General features: G+C 53.7%; 16 protein-coding genes and 2 pseudogenes. 10 read left to right on the top strand and 8 right to left on the bottom strand.

Annotation, left to right across the window (positions count from 1 at the left end; all coding sequences use genetic code 11):
• Positions 1 to 20 precede the first annotated feature (20 nt).
• Both EH55_RS03450 and EH55_RS03445 read right to left on the bottom strand, forming a co-directional pair.
• Positions 21 to 1481 (bottom strand): sodium:solute symporter family protein, encoded by a 1461-nt coding sequence (locus EH55_RS03450; protein ID WP_037974801.1) that lies wholly within the window; start codon positions 1479 to 1481, stop codon positions 21 to 23.
• A 94-nt stretch (positions 1482 to 1575) separates the two neighbouring features.
• Positions 1576 to 3522, bottom strand: coding sequence for an aldehyde ferredoxin oxidoreductase family protein (locus tag EH55_RS03445; protein ID WP_037974799.1), 1947 nt, complete (start codon positions 3520 to 3522; stop codon positions 1576 to 1578).
• A 1122-nt stretch (positions 3523 to 4644) separates the two neighbouring features.
• On the opposite strand from EH55_RS03445, the gene EH55_RS03440 reads away from it, so the two are divergent.
• The 4 genes from EH55_RS03440 (at position 4645) to EH55_RS03425 (ending at position 7879) form a co-directional block, all read left to right on the top strand.
• A complete protein-coding gene (locus tag EH55_RS03440; RefSeq protein WP_037974797.1) occupies positions 4645 to 5382 on the top strand; it encodes an IclR family transcriptional regulator in 738 nt (245 codons plus the stop codon).
• 135 nt (positions 5383 to 5517) lie between these two features.
• Positions 5518 to 5967, top strand: a complete 450-nt coding sequence (locus EH55_RS03435) for a Fur family transcriptional regulator (RefSeq protein WP_037974795.1) — start codon at positions 5518 to 5520, stop codon at positions 5965 to 5967.
• Entirely contained in the window at positions 5964 to 7010 is a 1047-nt protein-coding gene (locus EH55_RS03430; RefSeq protein ID WP_037974793.1) for a molybdopterin-binding protein, read from the top strand. Before EH55_RS03435 ends, EH55_RS03430 begins: the two co-directional genes overlap by 4 nt.
• Before the next feature lie 65 nt (positions 7011 to 7075).
• Positions 7076 to 7879, top strand: coding sequence for an XdhC family protein (locus EH55_RS03425; protein ID WP_037974791.1), 804 nt, complete (start codon positions 7076 to 7078; stop codon positions 7877 to 7879).
• A 69-nt stretch (positions 7880 to 7948) separates the two neighbouring features.
• On the opposite strand, the gene EH55_RS03420 is transcribed toward EH55_RS03425, so the two are convergent.
• The 5 genes from EH55_RS03420 to EH55_RS03400 all read right to left on the bottom strand — a co-directional run bounded on the left by EH55_RS03420 (position 7949) and on the right by EH55_RS03400 (position 12721).
• Positions 7949 to 8164 carry a sulfurtransferase TusA family protein gene (locus tag EH55_RS03420; RefSeq protein WP_037974790.1) on the bottom strand — a complete coding sequence of 72 codons (216 nt, stop codon included), beginning with the start codon at positions 8162 to 8164 and terminating at the stop codon, positions 7949 to 7951.
• 12 nt (positions 8165 to 8176) lie between these two features.
• Positions 8177 to 9259, bottom strand: coding sequence for a YedE family putative selenium transporter (gene yedE / locus EH55_RS03415; RefSeq protein WP_037974789.1), 1083 nt, complete (start codon positions 9257 to 9259; stop codon positions 8177 to 8179).
• Between the two features lie 384 nt (positions 9260 to 9643).
• Positions 9644 to 10897: a threonine ammonia-lyase IlvA gene (ilvA, locus tag EH55_RS03410; RefSeq protein ID WP_037974788.1), complete on the bottom strand. Its 1254-nt coding sequence runs from the start codon at positions 10895 to 10897 to the stop codon at positions 9644 to 9646.
• 14 nt (positions 10898 to 10911) lie between these two features.
• Positions 10912 to 11361: a hypothetical protein gene (locus tag EH55_RS03405; protein ID WP_037974786.1), complete on the bottom strand. Its 450-nt coding sequence runs from the start codon at positions 11359 to 11361 to the stop codon at positions 10912 to 10914.
• 40 nt (positions 11362 to 11401) lie between these two features.
• Positions 11402 to 12721: an L-cysteine desulfidase family protein gene (locus EH55_RS03400; protein WP_037974782.1), complete on the bottom strand. Its 1320-nt coding sequence runs from the start codon at positions 12719 to 12721 to the stop codon at positions 11402 to 11404.
• A gap of 287 nt (positions 12722 to 13008) precedes the next feature.
• Between EH55_RS03400 and EH55_RS03395 the strand changes: the two genes are divergently transcribed.
• Together EH55_RS03395 and EH55_RS03390 are read left to right on the top strand one after the other, a co-directional pair.
• Entirely contained in the window at positions 13009 to 14121 is a 1113-nt protein-coding gene (locus EH55_RS03395; protein ID WP_037974780.1) for a guanine permease, read from the top strand.
• Positions 14122 to 14133: 12 nt separating this feature from the next.
• Complete coding sequence (locus EH55_RS03390) at positions 14134 to 14679, top strand: phosphoribosyltransferase family protein (RefSeq protein WP_037974778.1); 546 nt, start codon at positions 14134 to 14136, stop codon at positions 14677 to 14679.
• Positions 14680 to 14752: 73 nt separating this feature from the next.
• Here EH55_RS03390 and EH55_RS03385 read toward each other — a convergent pair whose 3' ends face one another.
• The gene (locus tag EH55_RS03385) at positions 14753 to 15577 is read right to left on the bottom strand and encodes a formate/nitrite transporter family protein (protein WP_037974777.1); all 825 of its coding nucleotides are present in this window, start codon (positions 15575 to 15577) and stop codon (positions 14753 to 14755) included.
• A gap of 324 nt (positions 15578 to 15901) precedes the next feature.
• Here EH55_RS03385 and EH55_RS03380 point away from each other — a divergent pair, with 324 nt between their 5' ends.
• The 4 genes and pseudogenes from EH55_RS03380 to EH55_RS03370 form a co-directional block, all read left to right on the top strand.
• On the top strand, positions 15902 to 16159 hold the full coding sequence (locus EH55_RS03380) for a type II toxin-antitoxin system RelB/DinJ family antitoxin (protein WP_037974774.1): 258 nt from the start codon (positions 15902 to 15904) through the stop codon (positions 16157 to 16159).
• Positions 16160 to 16236: 77 nt separating this feature from the next.
• A pseudogene (locus EH55_RS14835) lies at positions 16237 to 16454 on the top strand (Txe/YoeB family addiction module toxin).
• A gap of 17 nt (positions 16455 to 16471) precedes the next feature.
• Positions 16472 to 17139, top strand: a pseudogene (locus EH55_RS13765) (IS5 family transposase); the annotation flags it as partial.
• Positions 17140 to 17232: 93 nt separating this feature from the next.
• A partial coding sequence (locus EH55_RS03370) for an IS256 family transposase (RefSeq protein ID WP_037974773.1) occupies positions 17233 to 17995 on the top strand: 763 nt, incomplete at its 3' end.

Here is a 17995-nt window from a genome sequence, read left to right as displayed (position 1 = left end):
ACACCGCCTTTAAGATTTTATTATGCTATTTCTACTTTATTGTGTATTTCGTTATAGATTGATTCGGCGTCTTCTTGCTTTGTAGAAAGTGATATAATAACCATAGTGGTCATAGAAAAAACAAGCCCGACGAGATTAGTAGGCACCCAAATTGGTATTATTCCTTTCTGCCTTGCAAGAGCCACTACTATAATCAGCGGCATTGTCAATAACATTGACCACGTGGCTCCGGTGGTCGTCGCTTTTTTCCACAATAACCCCAGATAAATTGCAGGGATCCACGCTCCAAAAGCGGCTGTTGCAAAGAGGAACGAGTACATTATCGTTGCTCCGCTTATCGACGGGTTAAGTGAACCAAAAAATACTATGACACCGATTACCACAACCGAAAGTCTGGACACAAACAGGAGCTGCTTTTCGTTCATGTTAGGAAAGAGAAAATCTTTGATGATGCACGAACTAAGCGTAGCTGACGCCTGTTGAAAAAGCGATGTGGCGGTCGAGATTGCAGCTGCAACGACACCGGCCAGACCGATACTACCGATAAGGCTCGGAACCAGATTCTTGCAAACCCAAACATAAGACGCAACCGGTTTCACTCCGGTATTGAGAAGTGGGAAGAAACTGAATGGATACAGAAGCGAGATAATAAGCAATGGCAACAGAACGGAGAGATAAATCATCGATTTTCCAAGCTCACGCTCGCTCTTAGCTATGCTTACACGGCTAATCAGGTGCGGGGCACCAAGAACCATGAGGAAAGAGAGCAAATTCATTTCTAGTATACTCATAAACCCATTGAGTTTCGGGGCATTGCCGTTCCACGCAAAAAGATATGGGAAAGATTCCGCTGCCTTTGAAATCGCTGCCGCAAACCCTCCTGCTTTAATTATCACGGAAGGTCCAATAACAAGTGCAGCCAAGAGAAACACTAAAAACATAACAGTATCAGTTACCACAACTGACCTCATACCGCCAACCATCGTAAACAACGTAATTATTACCATTATTGCAATAAGCGACATAATGTTGGACCATCCGAAAATGTTGTTAATGACGACTACTGCACCAAGCGTTACAGTAATCATGTAAGCTGTCATTGAAACTAGAACTATAATTGACGCAGCTAACTGGGGTCCTTTGCCAGGATAACGTTTTGCAAAATAATCCGGTACTGTTAGGAGCCTCATCCTGTAAAGATAGCGGCCTGCAAATAGCCCAAGAAACAGGCTACCTGTTACGGATGCCCCAAATTGGCTAATCAACCCCAGCGGACCTGACGTGGCAACAGTCGCAGTAAAGCCGGTAAACGTCACGCTACTGAGGTTTGACGCAATGAGCGTCCCTGTGATAAATATCGCAGTTGCGCTGCGGCTCATGACATAGTGGTCTTCAACGCTTTTTGTCTGTCTACCTGCATATAGGCCGATAAAAAGATATGCGCAGAGGAAAAACACAGAAATTATTGCATATATATCCACTTTAAGCCCTCCAAATGTTAATATTTTTGCTGATTTAAATTATTACTAGCGCAGCCTTAAAAGACGGTATATACAACCCTATACTATGCATTTATCATTTTTCGATTAACTTACCGACTGAGGCTAATTTTTCGGCCACCTCCCGAAGACCGAGCCGCTCGAGCGTGGATCGGGTCTGAAGCCCGGTGGTAACATCCCAACCCCAGAGCTCATAGAACATGTCTAGCATTTTGTTGTATCCTTCCGGTTCAGCCCTCATTCCGGCATTTGGCCCAGACTTGATAGGTTCTCTCTGAAAGCGTAACGGGGGCATATCATCTTTGCGATCCAATTTTGTGTGGAGTGTATTAAAAGCTTTCTCCAAGTTGCGCCCGATCGGAGCATAATATTCCATTAGCTCTTCCGGTGTTGTATCTAAACCCATTGCATTTTTTGCGTAAGAGGCAAAATTCTCTATAGTCTGATAATTTGCACCTGACCACGTTCCCGCATAATTACAGATTCCGAAACTATCTTCTAATTCCTTGCTACGTCCCTGCCAGTAACAGATTTTAGGCTGATCCTCGAAGACTTTTGGGTTTACTGGCATACTCGAGGGACGGGGCCTAGGCCCAAAACGGTTTGTCCCGATAGAAGATCCCCTAAGATGTCGCCCTGCGACTGGGGAAGTTGCCACTGCAAGCCCCCACCCCCTGCATGCGCGAAATGGTTCGATTGATGGCTGTCCCTTCATATTGGCAAGATAATAAATTGCATTCCTGCCTATTTTTTCTGCGGCTTGTACCGCTCCATCGGCAAGCATATTTGCGAAAGCGCCCCTCCGGTATGCAATGCGCGTCATTAGCTCAATGAAAACTTCGCCATTGCCAAACTCAAGTTCTAAGCCGTCCGTGTCCTCTTTTGTGATAATTCCTTTTTCATAAAGCTCAAATACCCAAGCACATGTAGATGCGGCATAATCTGAATCCATGCCCAGGTCATTATTTTTCAGCCATGAGTAAACCACAGAATCAGGTTCACTGTTATCCATTCTGCACGCATGCCCCATGAGAGTATTGACCCAAAACCCTTCGCCAGTGTAGCCGGTATGAGGTCCTTTCTTCATCTTCATAAATGACATGCATCCGGTCGGACAGTTGAAGCACGCACGCATTCCTGCCCTATGGCTGGGTGCACCGGTCTCCGGATTCATCAGCTGTAATTTCTTTGAGTCGGGCCACCATTCGTCTTGGCCGTTGCGCACTACCATTATCTGATCCCAACCTTCAAATTTGGGATCTGCATAATAATTAGTCAGAGATTTTCTCATAATCGGTGCGGTTGGCTCTGCTGCACACTGTTCAAAGGCTTTTTCAACTTCGGCCATAAAATAGTGGGGGTTGCACACTGTAACAGACCCAGTACCCCTGACAACTATAGCTTTAAGTTTTTTGACCCCCATTACACAGCCTACACCTGAACCGCCGGCAGCTTTTGCTGTGTCTACTATGACAGCAGAACCTCTTACCTGATTTTCTCCACTGGGGCCAATTTGAGCAATCTCTATGCAAGGATCGTTCCCATGTGCTGCACGAATGACTCTTTCCGATTCGTTAATGCTCTTTCCCCATACAAAAGATGCATCCATTAGTTCAGCCTCTCCGTCATGCACCCAGAGATAAACAGGCTTGTCGGAGATTCCAGACACAATGATATTATCGAATCCAGCAAACTTGAGTTCTGCTCCCCAAAAACCACCGACGTTTGCAGACCCTTTCCCGCCACTGAATACATTTATTGAGGAAACATCAACCCGCGCAGCACCGGGAACCATCGTCCCAACAAGACTGCCTACACCAAAGCAAAGAAGGTTTTCACGGTCATACCATTTTGTGCCTACTGGGATATCTCGCAACATAATTAGGCTATTGATTCCACGGCCACCAAGCGCAAGCATTGCATAAGGTTCCGTCGGCTCAGTCCATATTTTTTTAGTAGACAGATTTACCCTTAATATTTTACCTGCAAGACAGTTGTTACACGCAAGATGTGCCTGCCTCATTTTGTAGCCTCCTGAACAGAGTGGGTATAATCTTCTGGAAGCTCTATGGCCTTATAAACACAATATTTCACACAAAGCGGCTCCTTTTCGTTTTTACAACCATCACAGGTGGAATCAATAGACCACGTGATATTACCATCAATATAATCTCGATAAACCCTAATACTACTTTTGCTCGGCTGAAATTTACCCACGTGATGAAAACTACATATAAGCTGGCAAGCTCTGCAGCCATAACACATCCGGTTGTTTCGAACAATTCTCATGTCAACCGCCCCCTCAGTGTTATATTATGGGACAAATGTCCTAACACAAAGATAGCCCATATTCCATATTTTGTCAAATAAAATTTTCTTGACGAACATAACCGAGCGGGGATATCGTCGTAATCAGTAATAAATCACAATAATATTATCATTAAAAGTAGCTAAAATTTATATTTTAATATAAAATTAGAGAAATATTTTCTAAATACAACGATATAGGTATCAATATACATGTAAATTACTTAATAGATATCAGTGATCAGCATAATATACTGATAATATAAACTCGGACACATGTCTCTATATATTTTAGCAAATATAATTCAAAATAAAATTTAAGCATCGAACTGGGTATGACAGGCAGAAAACCTGCGATTGTATGCGGCGGAGACAGATAAGTTGCAAGGTCTGAATAAATGTCTCTTTGGGAACGTGCAACGTCCTGCGCTCTGGATTTATACAGGAAAAAGCCAGTGTCTGTCCGGCGCGTCCACGATTTCAGCAAGTGCGACAGCAGAGCCTATTATCCAAGGCATGCTAGTCTGCCATATTTTCTGCTGTTCCTCCATTTTTTAAATCGTTAAATCACAGTTAACATTGAGAAGCACGTTGCCGCATTGCTGCCAGAATTACCGGCATTATAATGGGTTTAAGATCGGCGATGTCAACGATCTGGGAGATGTATGCGGGCTTTACTTTACAATAACAGACGGGGCTATCGTGGCAGCCGGTGGCGCACCTGATATTACACTGAGCTTTGGTTGCTGATTTTCATATCGATCAAACACACATCTCCATGAAATACAAAGCTACGTTATAATGATATATTGATAGAAATCAGCGAGGGGAAAAGGATTTGAATAAATCATTGCCTACAAAAATTAATTATATGTCATCCGTGTTCGAGCTCTTTTTCCGGTACAGGCTTGAGCTTACTCTGACAGAGGCTGCTGCACGCTGCAAGACGACCGAGGAGCAGATAAAGCCGATGCTTGAAAAATTATCCGAAAGGGGTTGGCTTACGTTTTCAAAGAACAAAATGACATACAGTTACGGCATGAAGCTTCTGCCCTTTACCAGAGAGGAACGGCTCAAGGAAGAACTCGTGCGTCAGGTCACGCCTGTGATGAAGCAGCTGTCGCAGGATTCCGGCCAGTGCGTGATGCTCAATTACCTTGAAGGTATGAAGTCGATATGCGTGCAGAAAGTAATGCCGAAAAATTCGATATACATCGCGGCGAGGGTCGGCAAAGATTATCCGCTGCATGCTGGGAGCAGCTCGCGCGTACTTCTTGCTTACGCGCCGGAGGCTGTGCGCGCCGGCGTACTATCCTCGCGCCTGAAAAAATACACACCCTTTACCATCACAGACCCCGAAAAGCTTTCAGATTCCCTGTTTGAGATTCGCAGGACCGGCTACTGCTGCAGCACGGAAGAAATGGACCCCGGCGCAGGTTCCGTCTCCTGCGCGATACTCGACGAAAGCAGCAACCTTCTCGGCGTTCTGACTATCATCGGGACGCGCTTCGCGTTCGAAAAAGAAAATATGCTGTGGAAGGCTCTTCTTTTTGAAGCGGTCAAAAAGATAAAATAAAATGAGTTATAAGCGGGATAATAAATGAATAACTGCTGAGCGTAACAGAATTTTGTTTGCAATGCAATTGCGTTATTCCCATTTAAAAAATATAATAGCTGTGAGGGCTCATATATAGATTTGGGGGGAATCTGCTTGAACAACGTTGAGAAGATTTTGGGCGGCTCCGGGCTTCGTACGACGCGTCAGCGGAGGGTCATACTCGAACTGCTCTTCAAAAGGGGCGTGCCGCTCTCTCACAGCGAAATTCTTTCGATGATCGACGACCACCTCGACCGCGTTACACTCTACCGCACTCTGGAAACGCTGAAGAAATCCGGCATCGTCCACCAGGTGCAGGGGGTCGACGGAGTGTGGCGCTTCTGCGCGCACGAGCAGGACGCCGAAGGCTGCCCTGGCGACCATCCGCATTTTTTATGTCTTTCCTGCGGCAGGATGTTCTGCCTGACGGGGCAGAAGATGCCGCGCGTCGACGTGCCGGAGGGCATGAAGGTCGAGGGCAAGCAGTTCGTGGTCTACGGGCAGTGCCCGGAGTGCGCCGCTAAGGGCGCCCGGACAGACGACGAAAGCGAGGAAGTTAAGTGAAGATAACGACAATCCCGCTTGAGAAAGCGGTAGGGCTGCCTCTCGCGCACGACCTAACGCAGATAGACGCGAAGAATCACAAAAAGTCGGCGCGCTTCAAAAAAGGGCAGATAGTCACAGAGGCGGATCTCGAAACTCTGCGCGGCATGGGGCGCGAAAATCTTTCGATAATGGAGATGTCGCCGGGGGACGTCCACGAGGACGACGCGGCGCGCGCGCTCGGCGAAGCGCTCTGCGGCGAAAATTTGCGCGTTACCGCGCCTTCCGAGGGACGTTGCAATCTCGTCGCCGAGAAGAGCGGCCTGCTCTGGTATCTCGCCGAGACTGTCAACCGCGTCAATCAGGACCCCGACTGGGTGCTGTCGGCCCTCGCGCCGCACAGGCCGGTGCTCGAAGGGCAGGTCGTCGCAGGTTTCAGGATACGTCCGCTCGTGATGGAGGACTATCGCGTCGAGCGCGCCGTCGCCGCCGTGCGCGGCAGCAGGCCTTTTGCGATTCTGCCGTTCAGGCCGCTGAAGGTCGGGCTCGTCACGACAGGCAAGGAGATCGTCGACAACAAGGTCGAAGACGCCTTCCGTCCCAAGCTGCTCGACAAGCTCGCGCGGCTCGGGGGCTCTCTGTTCGGTCAGAGATTCTGCACGGATTCGCTTGAGCGTATAAGTGAAGCGATAGCCGCCTTCCTCGAAGAGGGGGCCGACGCGGTGATATGCACCGGCGGCATGAGCGTCGACGCGGACGACAGAACGCCGGGAGCGATCCGCAGCCGCTGCTATCGCATACCCTTCCAGGGGACGCCGGCGCTGCCGGGCGCGATGCTGATGCTCGGCTGGGCGAAATCGCCGCTGGACGGCCGCGATGTCGCAGTGATAGGCGCGCCGGCCTGCGTCGCCTTCGACGACCGCACGGCGCTCGACAAGCTGCTGCCGTTCATTTTCGCCGGAGTCGAGCCCGGCGACCTCGTGCGTCGCTGGGGAGTCGGCGGCCTCTGCGAGCACTGCAGCGTATGCCATTATCCGGCGTGCGCTTTCGCGGCGGGCTCTTAAACCGCCCCAAATCCGAGGCGCGCGGATCGATAAAAATTTCTTGATATTTATGAGGAAGTGACTGAATGGACGCAGAACTTTTGAGCAAGGTAAACGAAGAAGTGCAGGCAGGAGGCTACGGCGTTCTCTGCACGGTGACGAGCGAGAGCGGCTCGACGCCGCGCAGCCGCGGCGCGTCGATGTGGGTGCGCCCCGACGGCACTATCGCCGGGACGATCGGCGGCGGCCTGCTGGAGCATCAGGCGATACAGGAATCCCTGCGCATGATGAAGGGCGGGCAAATCTCCCAAATGTGGCGCAAGAGCCTTAACGAAAAGGACGGCATGGCCTGCGGCGGAGAGGCCGATGTCTATATGGAGGTGATAGGGCGCTGCGACGAGCTGGTGGTCTTCGGGGCGGGGCACGTCGGGAAGGCCGTCTCTCAGCTCGGCGCCTTCACAGGCTTCCGCGTCACCGTTTGGGACGAGCGCGAAGAGTTCGCGAACGACGAAAACATTCCCTGGGCGCGCAACGTCGTCTGCCCGATAGACAAGATATACGAAAACGGAGTCTCCTTCCACGAGCGCAGCTACGTCGTCATCATGACGCGCGGACATACGCTCGACGCGGAGGCCGTAGCGGCGACCGATAAGCAGCCCGGCGCGTACTACGGGATGATAGGCTCGCGCTCGAAGATAGCAACGGTGCGCAAGACGCTGCTCGAACGCGGCGTGAGCGCCGAGCATATAGACAGGATATTCAAGCCGATAGGGCTGCCGATAAAGGCCGAGACGCCGAATGAAATAGCGGTCTCCGTGATGGCCGAGATACTCGCCGTGAAGTACGGCGCAGACGTCGGCAGGCTGCGCGGAGAAACGGAAGTGAGATAAAAATTTTCCTCAAGCGAAGCGATAAAAAAACAGCGCCCCTTTCGCGGAGCGCTGTTTTTTTAATTTCCCTTATTTTTCCGCCGTCACAGCGAAGCCAGTTTCCGTTTCCTTCCACGATGTCTTCCAGCCGGCGTTCGACGCGAAGCGAATCACGTTTTCGCGCGACGTCACGGTGTCTACGAGGATTTCGACCGTGCCGGAGCTCATCCTGTCGAGCGCACGTTTCGTCTCTATCACCGGCTGCGGGCAGGAGAGCCCGCGCGCGTCTACACTCTTTTTTTCCATGATCAGCGCCCCCTATGCCATTTTATTTTTGAAGGCGAAGCCGACGATCAGGCAGAAAACGATCCCGATTATCGAGGCCGCCGCTCCGTGCGCGCCTATGCCGGCGCCGGAGCTTGCAAACGAGAAGTTGTGGGCGAACGCGGCGCCGACGAGCATGCCGAGCACGAAGGAGCCGGCGTCGGAGTCGCCTTCACCCGACATTATGAGCATTCTTCCGGGGCAGCCTCCGGCGAGTGTGAAGGCGAGGCCGGAAAGCGCCATTCCGAGGAAGTTCCAAAGCTGCATCGTGTGGGCGACGGGCTGATTCTCAAACCCCGGCTTGAACTGCCCGAGCGCGAGGTTCGCCGCGAAGGCGGCAATCATGAAGGCCGCGATGCCCTTGAAGAGATGAGTGTCCCTTACCATGATGAGATCGCGCAGGGCGCCGATCGTGCAGAAGCGCGTGCGCTGGGCCAGCCATCCGACGACGAGGCCGGCGAAAAGAGAGATGAGCGCCGGCGCGTGCGCCGCGCCGGGGCCCTTTTCCGAGAAGAATATCGGCCCCGTGCCTTCAGGGCCGAGCAGAGGCTTCGCAAAAAGGAAAGCCAAGATAGCGGCCGCGAAGAGCGGCATCACGAAGCCGGCCGCTTTCGGCGTCGGGCGCGAGGCTCCGAGGCTGAAGCCCCCATAGAGGAACCACACCCCGACGGCTATCCCGCAGACGAGCCCCGCTATGCCGGCGACCGCGTTGAGGTCGCCGCCGGCGAGGCGAAGGTAGGCGCGCCACGGGCAGCCGAGGAATACGAGGGCGCCGGTCATCGCGAAGAAGCCGAGCGCGAAGCGAATCATCGGGGACGAACCGCCGCGCGGCTTATATTCCGAGAAAGCGAGCGCGGAGGCGAACGCGCCAAGGATGAAGCCCGCTATCTCCGGGCGCAGATACTGCACGACGGAGGCGCGGTGCAGGCCGAAGGCGCCTGCGATGTCGCGCGTGAAGCAGGCGACGCAGAAGCCCATATTGCCCGGGTTGCCGAATTTCACGAGAAGCGCCCCAATGACGCCGAGCACGGCCCCGGCGATCGCGGGGCCGTTTTTTGACATAAGCATTTTGTCCATGATATTTTTACCTCCTGTTGTTCCGTATCGAATCAGCATCACATTTTCAGCGTACAAACCAAGTGTGCAGCAGTGTAAAGCGCCGCCCTGCGCGCGCAGCACGAAAAAAAGAAGAGCAAAAATCCCCTGTCAGGAGAGGGAGCGCGGGGGGACGGCGAAAGCTGACGGACTCGGTACACGAGTCATAGCAACGTATCACGTCATGGCTGCCGTCATCCCCCCGTTGAGGAAATATTTGAAAAGATAAAACTAATTATACGCCTGAAAGACGTTTTGTGCAAATTTTAATTGTTGTGCAATAGAATAAAAAACGCCGCTTGCGCGGCGAAAGAAGTTACCGCCGCGCTGTGCGGCGCACAAGAGCGCTCTATCAGATTTTCCAGGCTAAATCAAAAACTGGAAGAGATCCGGCTTGTCGTTCAGGTATTCGTAGACTATGTTCTGTTCCTTCATCCTTTCGACGAGCGGCGCGAAATCCTCGGCGCGGTGAAGTTCTATGCCGACGACCGCCGGGCCGCGCTCGCGGGAATTTTTCTTAGAATACTGGAAGTGCGTTATATCGTCGTTCGGGCCGAGCACCTTTTCGAGGAACTCGCGCAGCGCGCCGGCCCGCTGCGGGAAGCGCAGTATGAAATAATGCTTCAGCCCCTCGTGCAGCAGGGAGCGCTCTTTTATCTCCTCCATGCGCGTGATGTCGTTATTGCTTCCGCTTATCACACAGACGACGTTTTTACCGCGTATATCGTCCTTAAGATATTCGAGCGCCGCCACGGACACTGCTCCGGCTGGCTCCACGACTATCGCGCTTTCGTTGTAGAGCGCGAGTATCGTGGTGCAGATCTGTCCCTCGGGGACCTGTACGAGACGGTCCACCACATTGCGGCAGATGCCGAACGTCAGGTCGCCTGCGCGGCGCACCGCGATGCCGTCGGCAAAGGTGTCGATCTCAGCCAGATCGACGGGATGCCCCGCGTCGAAGGCCGCCTTCATCGACGCAGCGCCGGAAGATTCGACCCCCACTACGCAGGTGTCCGGGCTCAGGCTTTTAAATACGCTCCCCACGCCGGCCATGAGCCCGCCGCCGCCGATCGGCAGCAGTATGTAGTGGAAATCCCCGAAAGCTTCGTTCAATATGTCGAGCCCCAGCGTCGCCTGCCCTTCGATGATCTGCGGGTCGTCGAAGGGATGTATGAAGGCGCCGCCGCTCTTCTCGCAGCAGGAAAGCGCCTCGGCGCAGCAGTCGTCGTAGGTGTCGCCGCAGAGCGCTATCTCGATGTCGTCTTTGCCGAACATCTTCACCTGGTTGATTTTTTGCTTCGGCGTCGGCTTGGGCATGAATATCGTGCCCTTGATTCCCATTTTGTTGCAGGTAAGGGCGACGCCCTGGGCGTGATTCCCGGCGGAGGCGCAGACGACTCCTCTCTCCAGCTCTTCCGGCGCCAAGCTCGAAATCTTATTGTACGCGCCGCGTATCTTGTAGGAACGTACTATCTGCATATCTTCCCGCTTGAGCCAGACGTTGGCCCCGTAGCGCTCGGAGAGCTGGATGTTCAGCATAAGGGGCGTGTTTACCACCACGCCGCTTATGCGCTGCTTCGCCTTTTGTATATCTGAAAGCTGCGGACGGTAGTCGGACATGTTAAATTATCACCTTACAATTTTACGTTTATTATCGCGGTAACGCCGACGCCCTTGACGCGGCGGAAACGCTGTATCGGGTTCGTCGAATCGATGGGGATGAGCGCCGTGGCGCGCAGGCTGCTGAACTCTCCCTCAAGCTGCGCGACCGCCTTCGTGCGGTCGATCGCGCTCTGCGTGGTCGCCCCGACCTGCGCAGCGCCGATGCGCGTGCCGTCGCCTATCGATACGATCGGCACGACCTTCGTGTAGCCGTCGTAGGCGACGCCTTTGTTGAAGGTTATCGTGTTGATGAAATCGTTCATCTGAGGCGAGATGGCCGTCACGAGCCAGCCGCCCGCTATGCCGATCGCGCCCTTCTTCAGAATGTCGCCGAGGTCGAGGGCCATAGCCGCGGAAGTGACAGATAACGCGAACGCGCAGATCAGCGCCGTTGCCGTTTTACCGTTGAGTTTCTTTTTCATTGCCGTTTTACATACCTTCCTTTTCGTTTGTTTTTGTCGTTCAATACGCCACAGAGGCGGGCCTGTGCCGCTTGTCCAGGATCTCGATCATAACGCGGTCCGCCGTCCTCATCCCTTCGAGCGAGAGGCGGGAGACGTTCGTTACGGTCTCCTCTATCGTCGCGCCGAAAATCCCCTGAGGAACGGCGAGCTTCTGGCCGCGCAGGGCCCATTTCGCGGCGTGATACGCTTCCGCCGCTGCCGAGCCTACCTTGAGCGCACAGCTTTCCTTCGCTCCGTCGCAGAACATGCCGGCGATGTTTGCAAGCAGCAGGCTCATCGCCGTGCATATCTGCTGGAAATCCCCGCCGAGCAGATAGGTCATGCCGGCCGCCGCCCCGGCTCCCGCCGCAACTGCGCAGCCGCAGAGGGGCGAAAGCCTGCCCAGGTTGTGCTTGACGAAGCTCGTAGCGATGTGGCTGACCGCGACGGCCTTCGCCGTTTCGAACTCGCCCTTCCCCTCGAGCCTGCCGAGCGCCGCTACCGGCAGTATCGCGGTGATGCCGTGGTTGCCGCTGCCGGCGCTGCTCATTACCGGGAGCCTTATGCCTGACATCCTCGCCTCCGCAGCCGCCGACGCAAGGCTTCGTATCTCCGCGGCCGCAGAGAGCTGGGCCCCGCCGAAATCGCGCAGCGCTGCGCCGAAGGTCGTCCCCGTCATGCAGCCGCGGTCGGCGCAAGGGTCCGCCGCGCCGAGGCCGCTTTTCGCGACTTTGTAGTTCATCTCTATGCCTTCCCAAATGAATTCGACGTCCTCTTCGTCTATTTCCTCCGCCATTTTCAGCGCGTCCTTCAGTTTCGCGGGGAAATCGTCGAAGAAGCCGGCCGCCGACGCCTTATTTTTATCAGCCTTGTAGCGCAGCTCGTTGTCGAGGTACACCCTGGAAATATGCGTGTGGCTGTTTTCCAGCAGACATACCGCTTTGTGCCCCGGCGTGAAGACCGACGCGAGAATATATACTCCGCTTCTGTCGGGGTCGCAGTAAATCGTCACGCGCTCGTCGCGCACCCACTCCTCCGCCTTTGCAAGGTCGGCCGCCGTGCTCTTCGCAAGGACCTCAAGCCCCAGCGACGGCTCCCCGCATATCGCGCCCATAGCCGCCGCTATCGCGTTGCCGCGGCCCCCCTTTGTCCCAGGGACGCCCACCGCCATACCGTTTTTGTAAATGCTCGCGCTCACGGTCACGCGCACCGCCGCGATCTCGTCCCTGTCCGTCAGCTCCGCGCAGGCCCGAGCGACGGCCAACGCGACCGAACCGGGCTCCGTGCAGCCGAGGGCGGGCCTCACCTCGCTGCGGAGGAACTCCTTCAAAGTAAGCATCAAACTTTCCCCCTGCCATATCCGCCGCGCTGGCACAGCGGCGGTTAGTGACACGTCCACAGCATATTATATCTCATATACGTATACTGCATTTCTAATTTCCGCATCTCCGACGCGAAGCCGTCGGGATTTTCGCCGGAAATGGTTCACATATTTCCAAAAATGTTAACATATACCGCAAAAATATATATATTTCAGCCGCGTGGTTGATAAAACAGCGTGGTTAATGTAGAATTTATAACTGTTTTGTAACAAATCACTATCATAAAGCTTTAGGGGGCTTTTTAATGGAAGCGTATTTAACTGACTTGCTGACGGCGCTCGCCGTCGTGCTGAACGGAGCGCCGCAGGGGCTCCTCGCGCTATCTCTGGGCTTCGCCGCCTTCCCGACCGCGGTAGCGTTTCTGATAGGCGCGGCGGGTTCCCTCGCCTTCAGCTCGGTGGCGACTATATCGTTTCAGGCGGAAACGATAGCGGTGGCGGGAAAGCTCGGCAGAAACGTCCGCGAACGCCTGTCAATAGTCTTCTGGGGCGCGCTCTTCCTGCTGGTTCCGTCGATACTCGGCCTTAACGAAAAAATAGTCGAGATAATCGGGCCCGTCATCGTCACCTCGATGATGGCCGGCGTCGGCATCATGCTCGCGCTCGTCTCGATAGATATGATGGAATCTGAAAAATTTTCCGGCGGCGTCTCCATGGTCGTCGCCCTTGCGGCATGGTTCGCGACCTTCGACCTCGCTAAGACGATAATCATCTCGGTCGCGGCCGCCACCGTCGTCTACAACATTTTGAAAAAATCCGGCAAGGTCGCAGCGCAGAACCTGATAGTCGACGAGCGCCGCGAAAGGTTCACCTTCGGCAACATCGAATGGAAGATATGGCGGAACCACAAGATGCTCGCCAGCGCCCTCGCGCTCTCCTGCCTCAACATCGGAGCCAACATCAGCTTCGGGAAAATAACCGGCAGCATCGCCAACGCTGACGCCAACATCGACCACCTCGCGATCTACTCTTCGCTCGCCGACATGGGCTCCTCGTTCTTAGGCGGCGGCCCCGTAGAGGCGATAATCTCCGGCACGGCGTCCGCTCCGCATCCTATCGCGAGCTCCGTTTTGATGATGCTCATAATGGCCGCGATCCTGCTGCTCAAGCTGCTGCCGGTCGTGGGACGCTACGTCCACAGCTCGGCTATCGCCGGCTTCCTCTTCGTGCTCGGCGTATTCGTGACCTTCATCTCCAACGTCCAGGCCGCCATCGCTCTTGCGCCGGCGGCGCAGGGCCCCTTTGGCTTCTCTCCGTGGGGAATGGTGATAGGCATCACGGTCATCGCGTCGGCGCGCTGGAATCCCTTCTACGGGCTTCTCACCGGCTTCGCGGTCAAATTGATATTCGGGCTGTAGGAGGAAAAGGAAATGTACGAGACATACACTCTTCACGTGGCCGGGCTCACGCGCGAGCTTAAAAAGGTGCGCGTAGCCCCTTCGCTGCGCATCGCGTCCTTCGTGATGCTCGGCGACACCAGGCTCATCGAAAGATGCGCCGACGCCCTCTACGAAAAAATAAAGGACGGCGGGGCGGAGATACTCGTATGCCCCGAGGCCAAGGGCATCCCCCTTACGCACGCACTCGCGGTGCGCCTGGGCGTCGACTACGTCGTCGCGCGCAAATCGGTCAAGGGCTACATGGAAAGGCCGATCGTCGCCGAGGTCAAGTCGATAACTACGACGGAAAAGCAGATAATCGTCGTCGACGAATTCGACGCCGAAAAGCTCAAAGGCAAAAAAGTCTGCATCGTCGACGACGTCGTGTCGACCGGCGGCTCACTCGCGTCGCTCGAAGCCGTGCTCAAAAAGACAGGCTGCACAGTCATAGGCAAGGTGGCCGTGCTGCTCGAAGAGGGCGGCTATTCGGGCGAGGACCTGACTTACCTCGAAAGGCTGCCGGTGTTCAAAGACTGACGCTAAACGATGGGATACGACGAAACGGGCGGCCGCGGCCGCCCGTTGTTTTTTTCTTAAGCGCGGGATTTTTTTATTTTTCCGCCAGCTGCTTTTTGAATACTACGAAGTAGAGCGCGCCGACGAGAATCGCGGCGCCCATGATGTTCCCTATCGTCACCGGTATGAGGTTGCCTGCGTAGCCGGAGAGCGTGAGCCTTGCGAGCTTTTCGGCCGGCAGCCGGCACTGCGCCAGCACTTCGGGACGGCCCTTGAGCAGCAGCCCTATCGCTATGAAATACATGTTGGCTACACAGTGTTCAAAGCCCATCGCGACGAACGCCGAGATCGGGCCGAGGCAGACGATATATTTGCCAGTCATGTCGAGAGCGCCGAAGGCCATCCACACCGCGAGAGCGACGAACCAGTTGCAGAGAATGCCGCGGAATATCATCTCGGCGACGGGTATGTTGACCTTAGCGACGGCTATCGCAAGAGCGTTCTGCGCGCAGGCGGGCGATATCGAGCCGCTTAGGTAGAGGAGCAGCGCGAAGAAGGAGCCGCCGACGAGATTCGCAAAATAAACGACGATAAGGTTGCGGAGCGCGCCGGCGAGCGTCACCCTGCCCGAGAGTATCGCTATCGGCATGATGCAGTTGCCGGTGAACAGCTCGCCGCCCGCGGAGACCACAAGCATCAGCCCCAGCGAGAAGACGACGCCTCCGAGCAACTTTGAAATGCCGATTCCCACGACCGCAGCCGAATCCTGCGTGACGACCGTCATGAAGTATCCTCCCATCGCGATATACGCTCCCGCGAGAAAGCCCATAACGACCATCTGAGTGATCGAAAGAGATGTTTTCGTTACCGCCGCATTCACCGCCGCGGCCGCTATTTCAGCTGGCGTTTTGTAATTCATCGAAAAACCTCCGAGTGTTTATTATGCGCGATGCGCGGCAAATACGCGTGAAACAGCCGAATCACATCCGATGACGCGCGTTTTGGCATACGCCGTTTTTTCACCGTGCAATCGCCGAGTTCTCATTTGCCACGGCGATTACATTTACAAATAAAAGAAGTATACTATGAATGTAAATATTTAGCAACCAAGCCCTCCAAATCCTTGCTATAATCGCCTGCTGAAGATACACATTTCCGTCAACTTCAAAAAGCAAATACACAGTATAATAATTGCGTTATGCTGTATGTATGCTATAATAACAAAAAAGGGAGTGGATTAACAATGGCACAGATCAGCCTTCGTGTAGACGACGAAGTCAAACGCGACGCGGAAAAAACCCTTGACGACATCGGTTTGAGCATGTCTGCGGCGATAAACATCTTCCTGAAGACGGTGGCCAGGGAAAAGCGCATCCCATTTGAGCTCTCCGCTGATCCATTTTACGCGGCAGGCAACATCCGCCATTTGGAAAACATTATGCGCGACATAAAAACAGGCAAGGCGCGCTTTGCGGAGCACGAACTGATCGAGGCTGATTAATGCGCCTATTGTGGTAAGACAGGGCATGGGACGACTACCTCTGGTGGCAGGGGCAGGACAACAAAACGCTCAAAAAAATAAACGCACTTATAAAAGACATCCAGAAAAGCCCCTATGCCGACATGGGAAAACCCGAACCACTCAAGGGCAGCCTGAGGGTCTGTGGAGCAGACGCATAGACGGAGCAAACCGCATAGTCTACTACGAACAGGACGGAACGATAATACATAATCTCCTGCAAAGGGCACTACGAAAACTAGAGCGTGTTCACACTAATAGACAAATATTCCAATGATATGCGATGATGTGCATATGGAAATCACTCAAGAACAATATGATCGTATCGAAAAATACTTGCCCCGTCAGCGCGGGAATGTGAGTATGAGTAATCTCCAACTGATCAATGCGATACTGTATGTCACGGAAAACGGCTGCAAGTGGAGGGCGTTGCCGAAATCCTGTGGGAACTGGCATACGATTTATGTACGCATGAACAGGTGGAGCAAAAATGGCGTTTTACAGCGCGTGTTTGAAGTGTTGCAAGTGGAGAACATTATTCGCATAAAGGTCGAGGCGGTCTGCCTGGACAGCACATCGGTAAAGGTTCATCCCGACGGAACGGGAGCTTTAAAAAAAGAGGAAAACAGTCCATTGGAAGATCGAGAGGCGGGCTCACAACGAAGATTCATATGGTCACCGCAACTGACAGATCGGCTGTCGGCTTCGTGCTATCCGGAGGAGAAGCCCATGACTCGCCGGAAGGCACAGTTCTGCTTGACAAGATCATAAGAGTTCCAGAGCAAAAATACATCCTGATGGACAGAGCTTATGAGGGAGAGAATATGCGGAGCAAAGCGATGGAGAAGGGGTATTCTCCGGTTGTTCCCCCAAAATCGAACCGCAAAGATCCATGGGAGTATGATAAGGAGCAACGCAATGAGATAGAGCGATATTTCTTGCGTCTTAAGCGGTTTCGGAAAGAGAGTATAACAAATTCTGTGTAAACTCCATAGAGAAGAAAGCAAGCCTCCTGGATTGGTGTTAAGATAAATTCAATCCAGGAGGATATTTTTATGGCAAGACAGAGAAAACTGACACCGGAAAGAAAAGCGCTTATTCAGAGTCTCCTTTCCCACTACAAACCGGAAGACGCCCAGGACGTACAGGCTATGCTGAGGGATCTTCTCGGAGATACGATCCAGCAGATGCTGGAAGCCGAGATGGATGACCATCTCGGTTACAGCAAATATGACTACAAGAACAAGCATACAGATGACAGCCGCAACGGCTACAGCCCTAAAACAGTCACCTCTTCGGCCGGAGATATCCCGATCGACGTCCCCAGAGACCGCAAGGGTGACTTCGAACCGCAGTCAGTCAAAAAGAACCAGACCGATATCTCAAATATAGAGGATCAGGTCCTGTCCATGTATGCAAAAGGCATGACGACCCGGGATATCTCGGCTCACCTGCAGTCTATCTACGGTGTGGATGCCTCTGCTGAAATGATTTCGCGAATGACGGATCGAATTCTGCCGATTGCCAAAGAATGGCAGAACCGGCCGCTGGCCAAAAAGTATGCAGTCGTCTTTATGGACGCCGTGCATTTCAATGTGAGGCAGGACGGCCGAACCGTCAAGAAAGCCGTTTATGTTGCTATTGGGACAAGACTGGACGGGCATCGTGAAGTCCTTGGCCTGTGGGTCGGCGGAAATGAGAGCGCCAAGTACTGGGTCGGTGTCCTTAACGAGATCCGTAATCGCGGCACCGAAGATATTTTCATTATCTCCGTCGACGGCCTGACAGGCTTTGCAGATGCGATAAGCGCCGTATATC

Origin of the sequence: Synergistes jonesii (genome assembly GCF_000712295.1) — a bacterium.
GTDB lineage: Bacteria > Synergistota > Synergistia > Synergistales > Synergistaceae > Synergistes > Synergistes jonesii.
Note: the sequence above shows the minus strand (reverse complement) of the source record. Positions and strands in the feature narration are given on the sequence as shown.

Bases quoted from the DNA above. Each gene is read 5' to 3' on its own strand.
- EH55_RS03445 (WP_037974799.1), bottom strand. From the start codon at position 3,522: ATGAGGCAGGCACATCTTGCGTGTAACAACTGTCTTGCAGGTAAAATA.
- EH55_RS03425 (WP_037974791.1), top strand. From the start codon at position 7,076: ATGGACGCAGAACTTTTGAGCAAGGTAAACGAAGAAGTGCAGGCAGGA.
- EH55_RS03420 (WP_037974790.1), bottom strand. From the start codon at position 8,164: ATGGAAAAAAAGAGTGTAGACGCGCGCGGGCTCTCCTGCCCGCAGCCG.
- yedE (WP_037974789.1), bottom strand. From the start codon at position 9,259: ATGGACAAAATGCTTATGTCAAAAAACGGCCCCGCGATCGCCGGGGCC.
- ilvA (WP_037974788.1), bottom strand. From the start codon at position 10,897: ATGTCCGACTACCGTCCGCAGCTTTCAGATATACAAAAGGCGAAGCAG.
- EH55_RS03405 (WP_037974786.1), bottom strand. From the start codon at position 11,361: ATGAAAAAGAAACTCAACGGTAAAACGGCAACGGCGCTGATCTGCGCG.
- EH55_RS03400 (WP_037974782.1), bottom strand. From the start codon at position 12,721: ATGCTTACTTTGAAGGAGTTCCTCCGCAGCGAGGTGAGGCCCGCCCTC.
- EH55_RS03395 (WP_037974780.1), top strand. From the start codon at position 13,009: ATGGAAGCGTATTTAACTGACTTGCTGACGGCGCTCGCCGTCGTGCTG.
- EH55_RS03390 (WP_037974778.1), top strand. From the start codon at position 14,134: ATGTACGAGACATACACTCTTCACGTGGCCGGGCTCACGCGCGAGCTT.
- EH55_RS03385 (WP_037974777.1), bottom strand. From the start codon at position 15,577: ATGAATTACAAAACGCCAGCTGAAATAGCGGCCGCGGCGGTGAATGCG.
- EH55_RS03380 (WP_037974774.1), top strand. From the start codon at position 15,902: ATGGCACAGATCAGCCTTCGTGTAGACGACGAAGTCAAACGCGACGCG.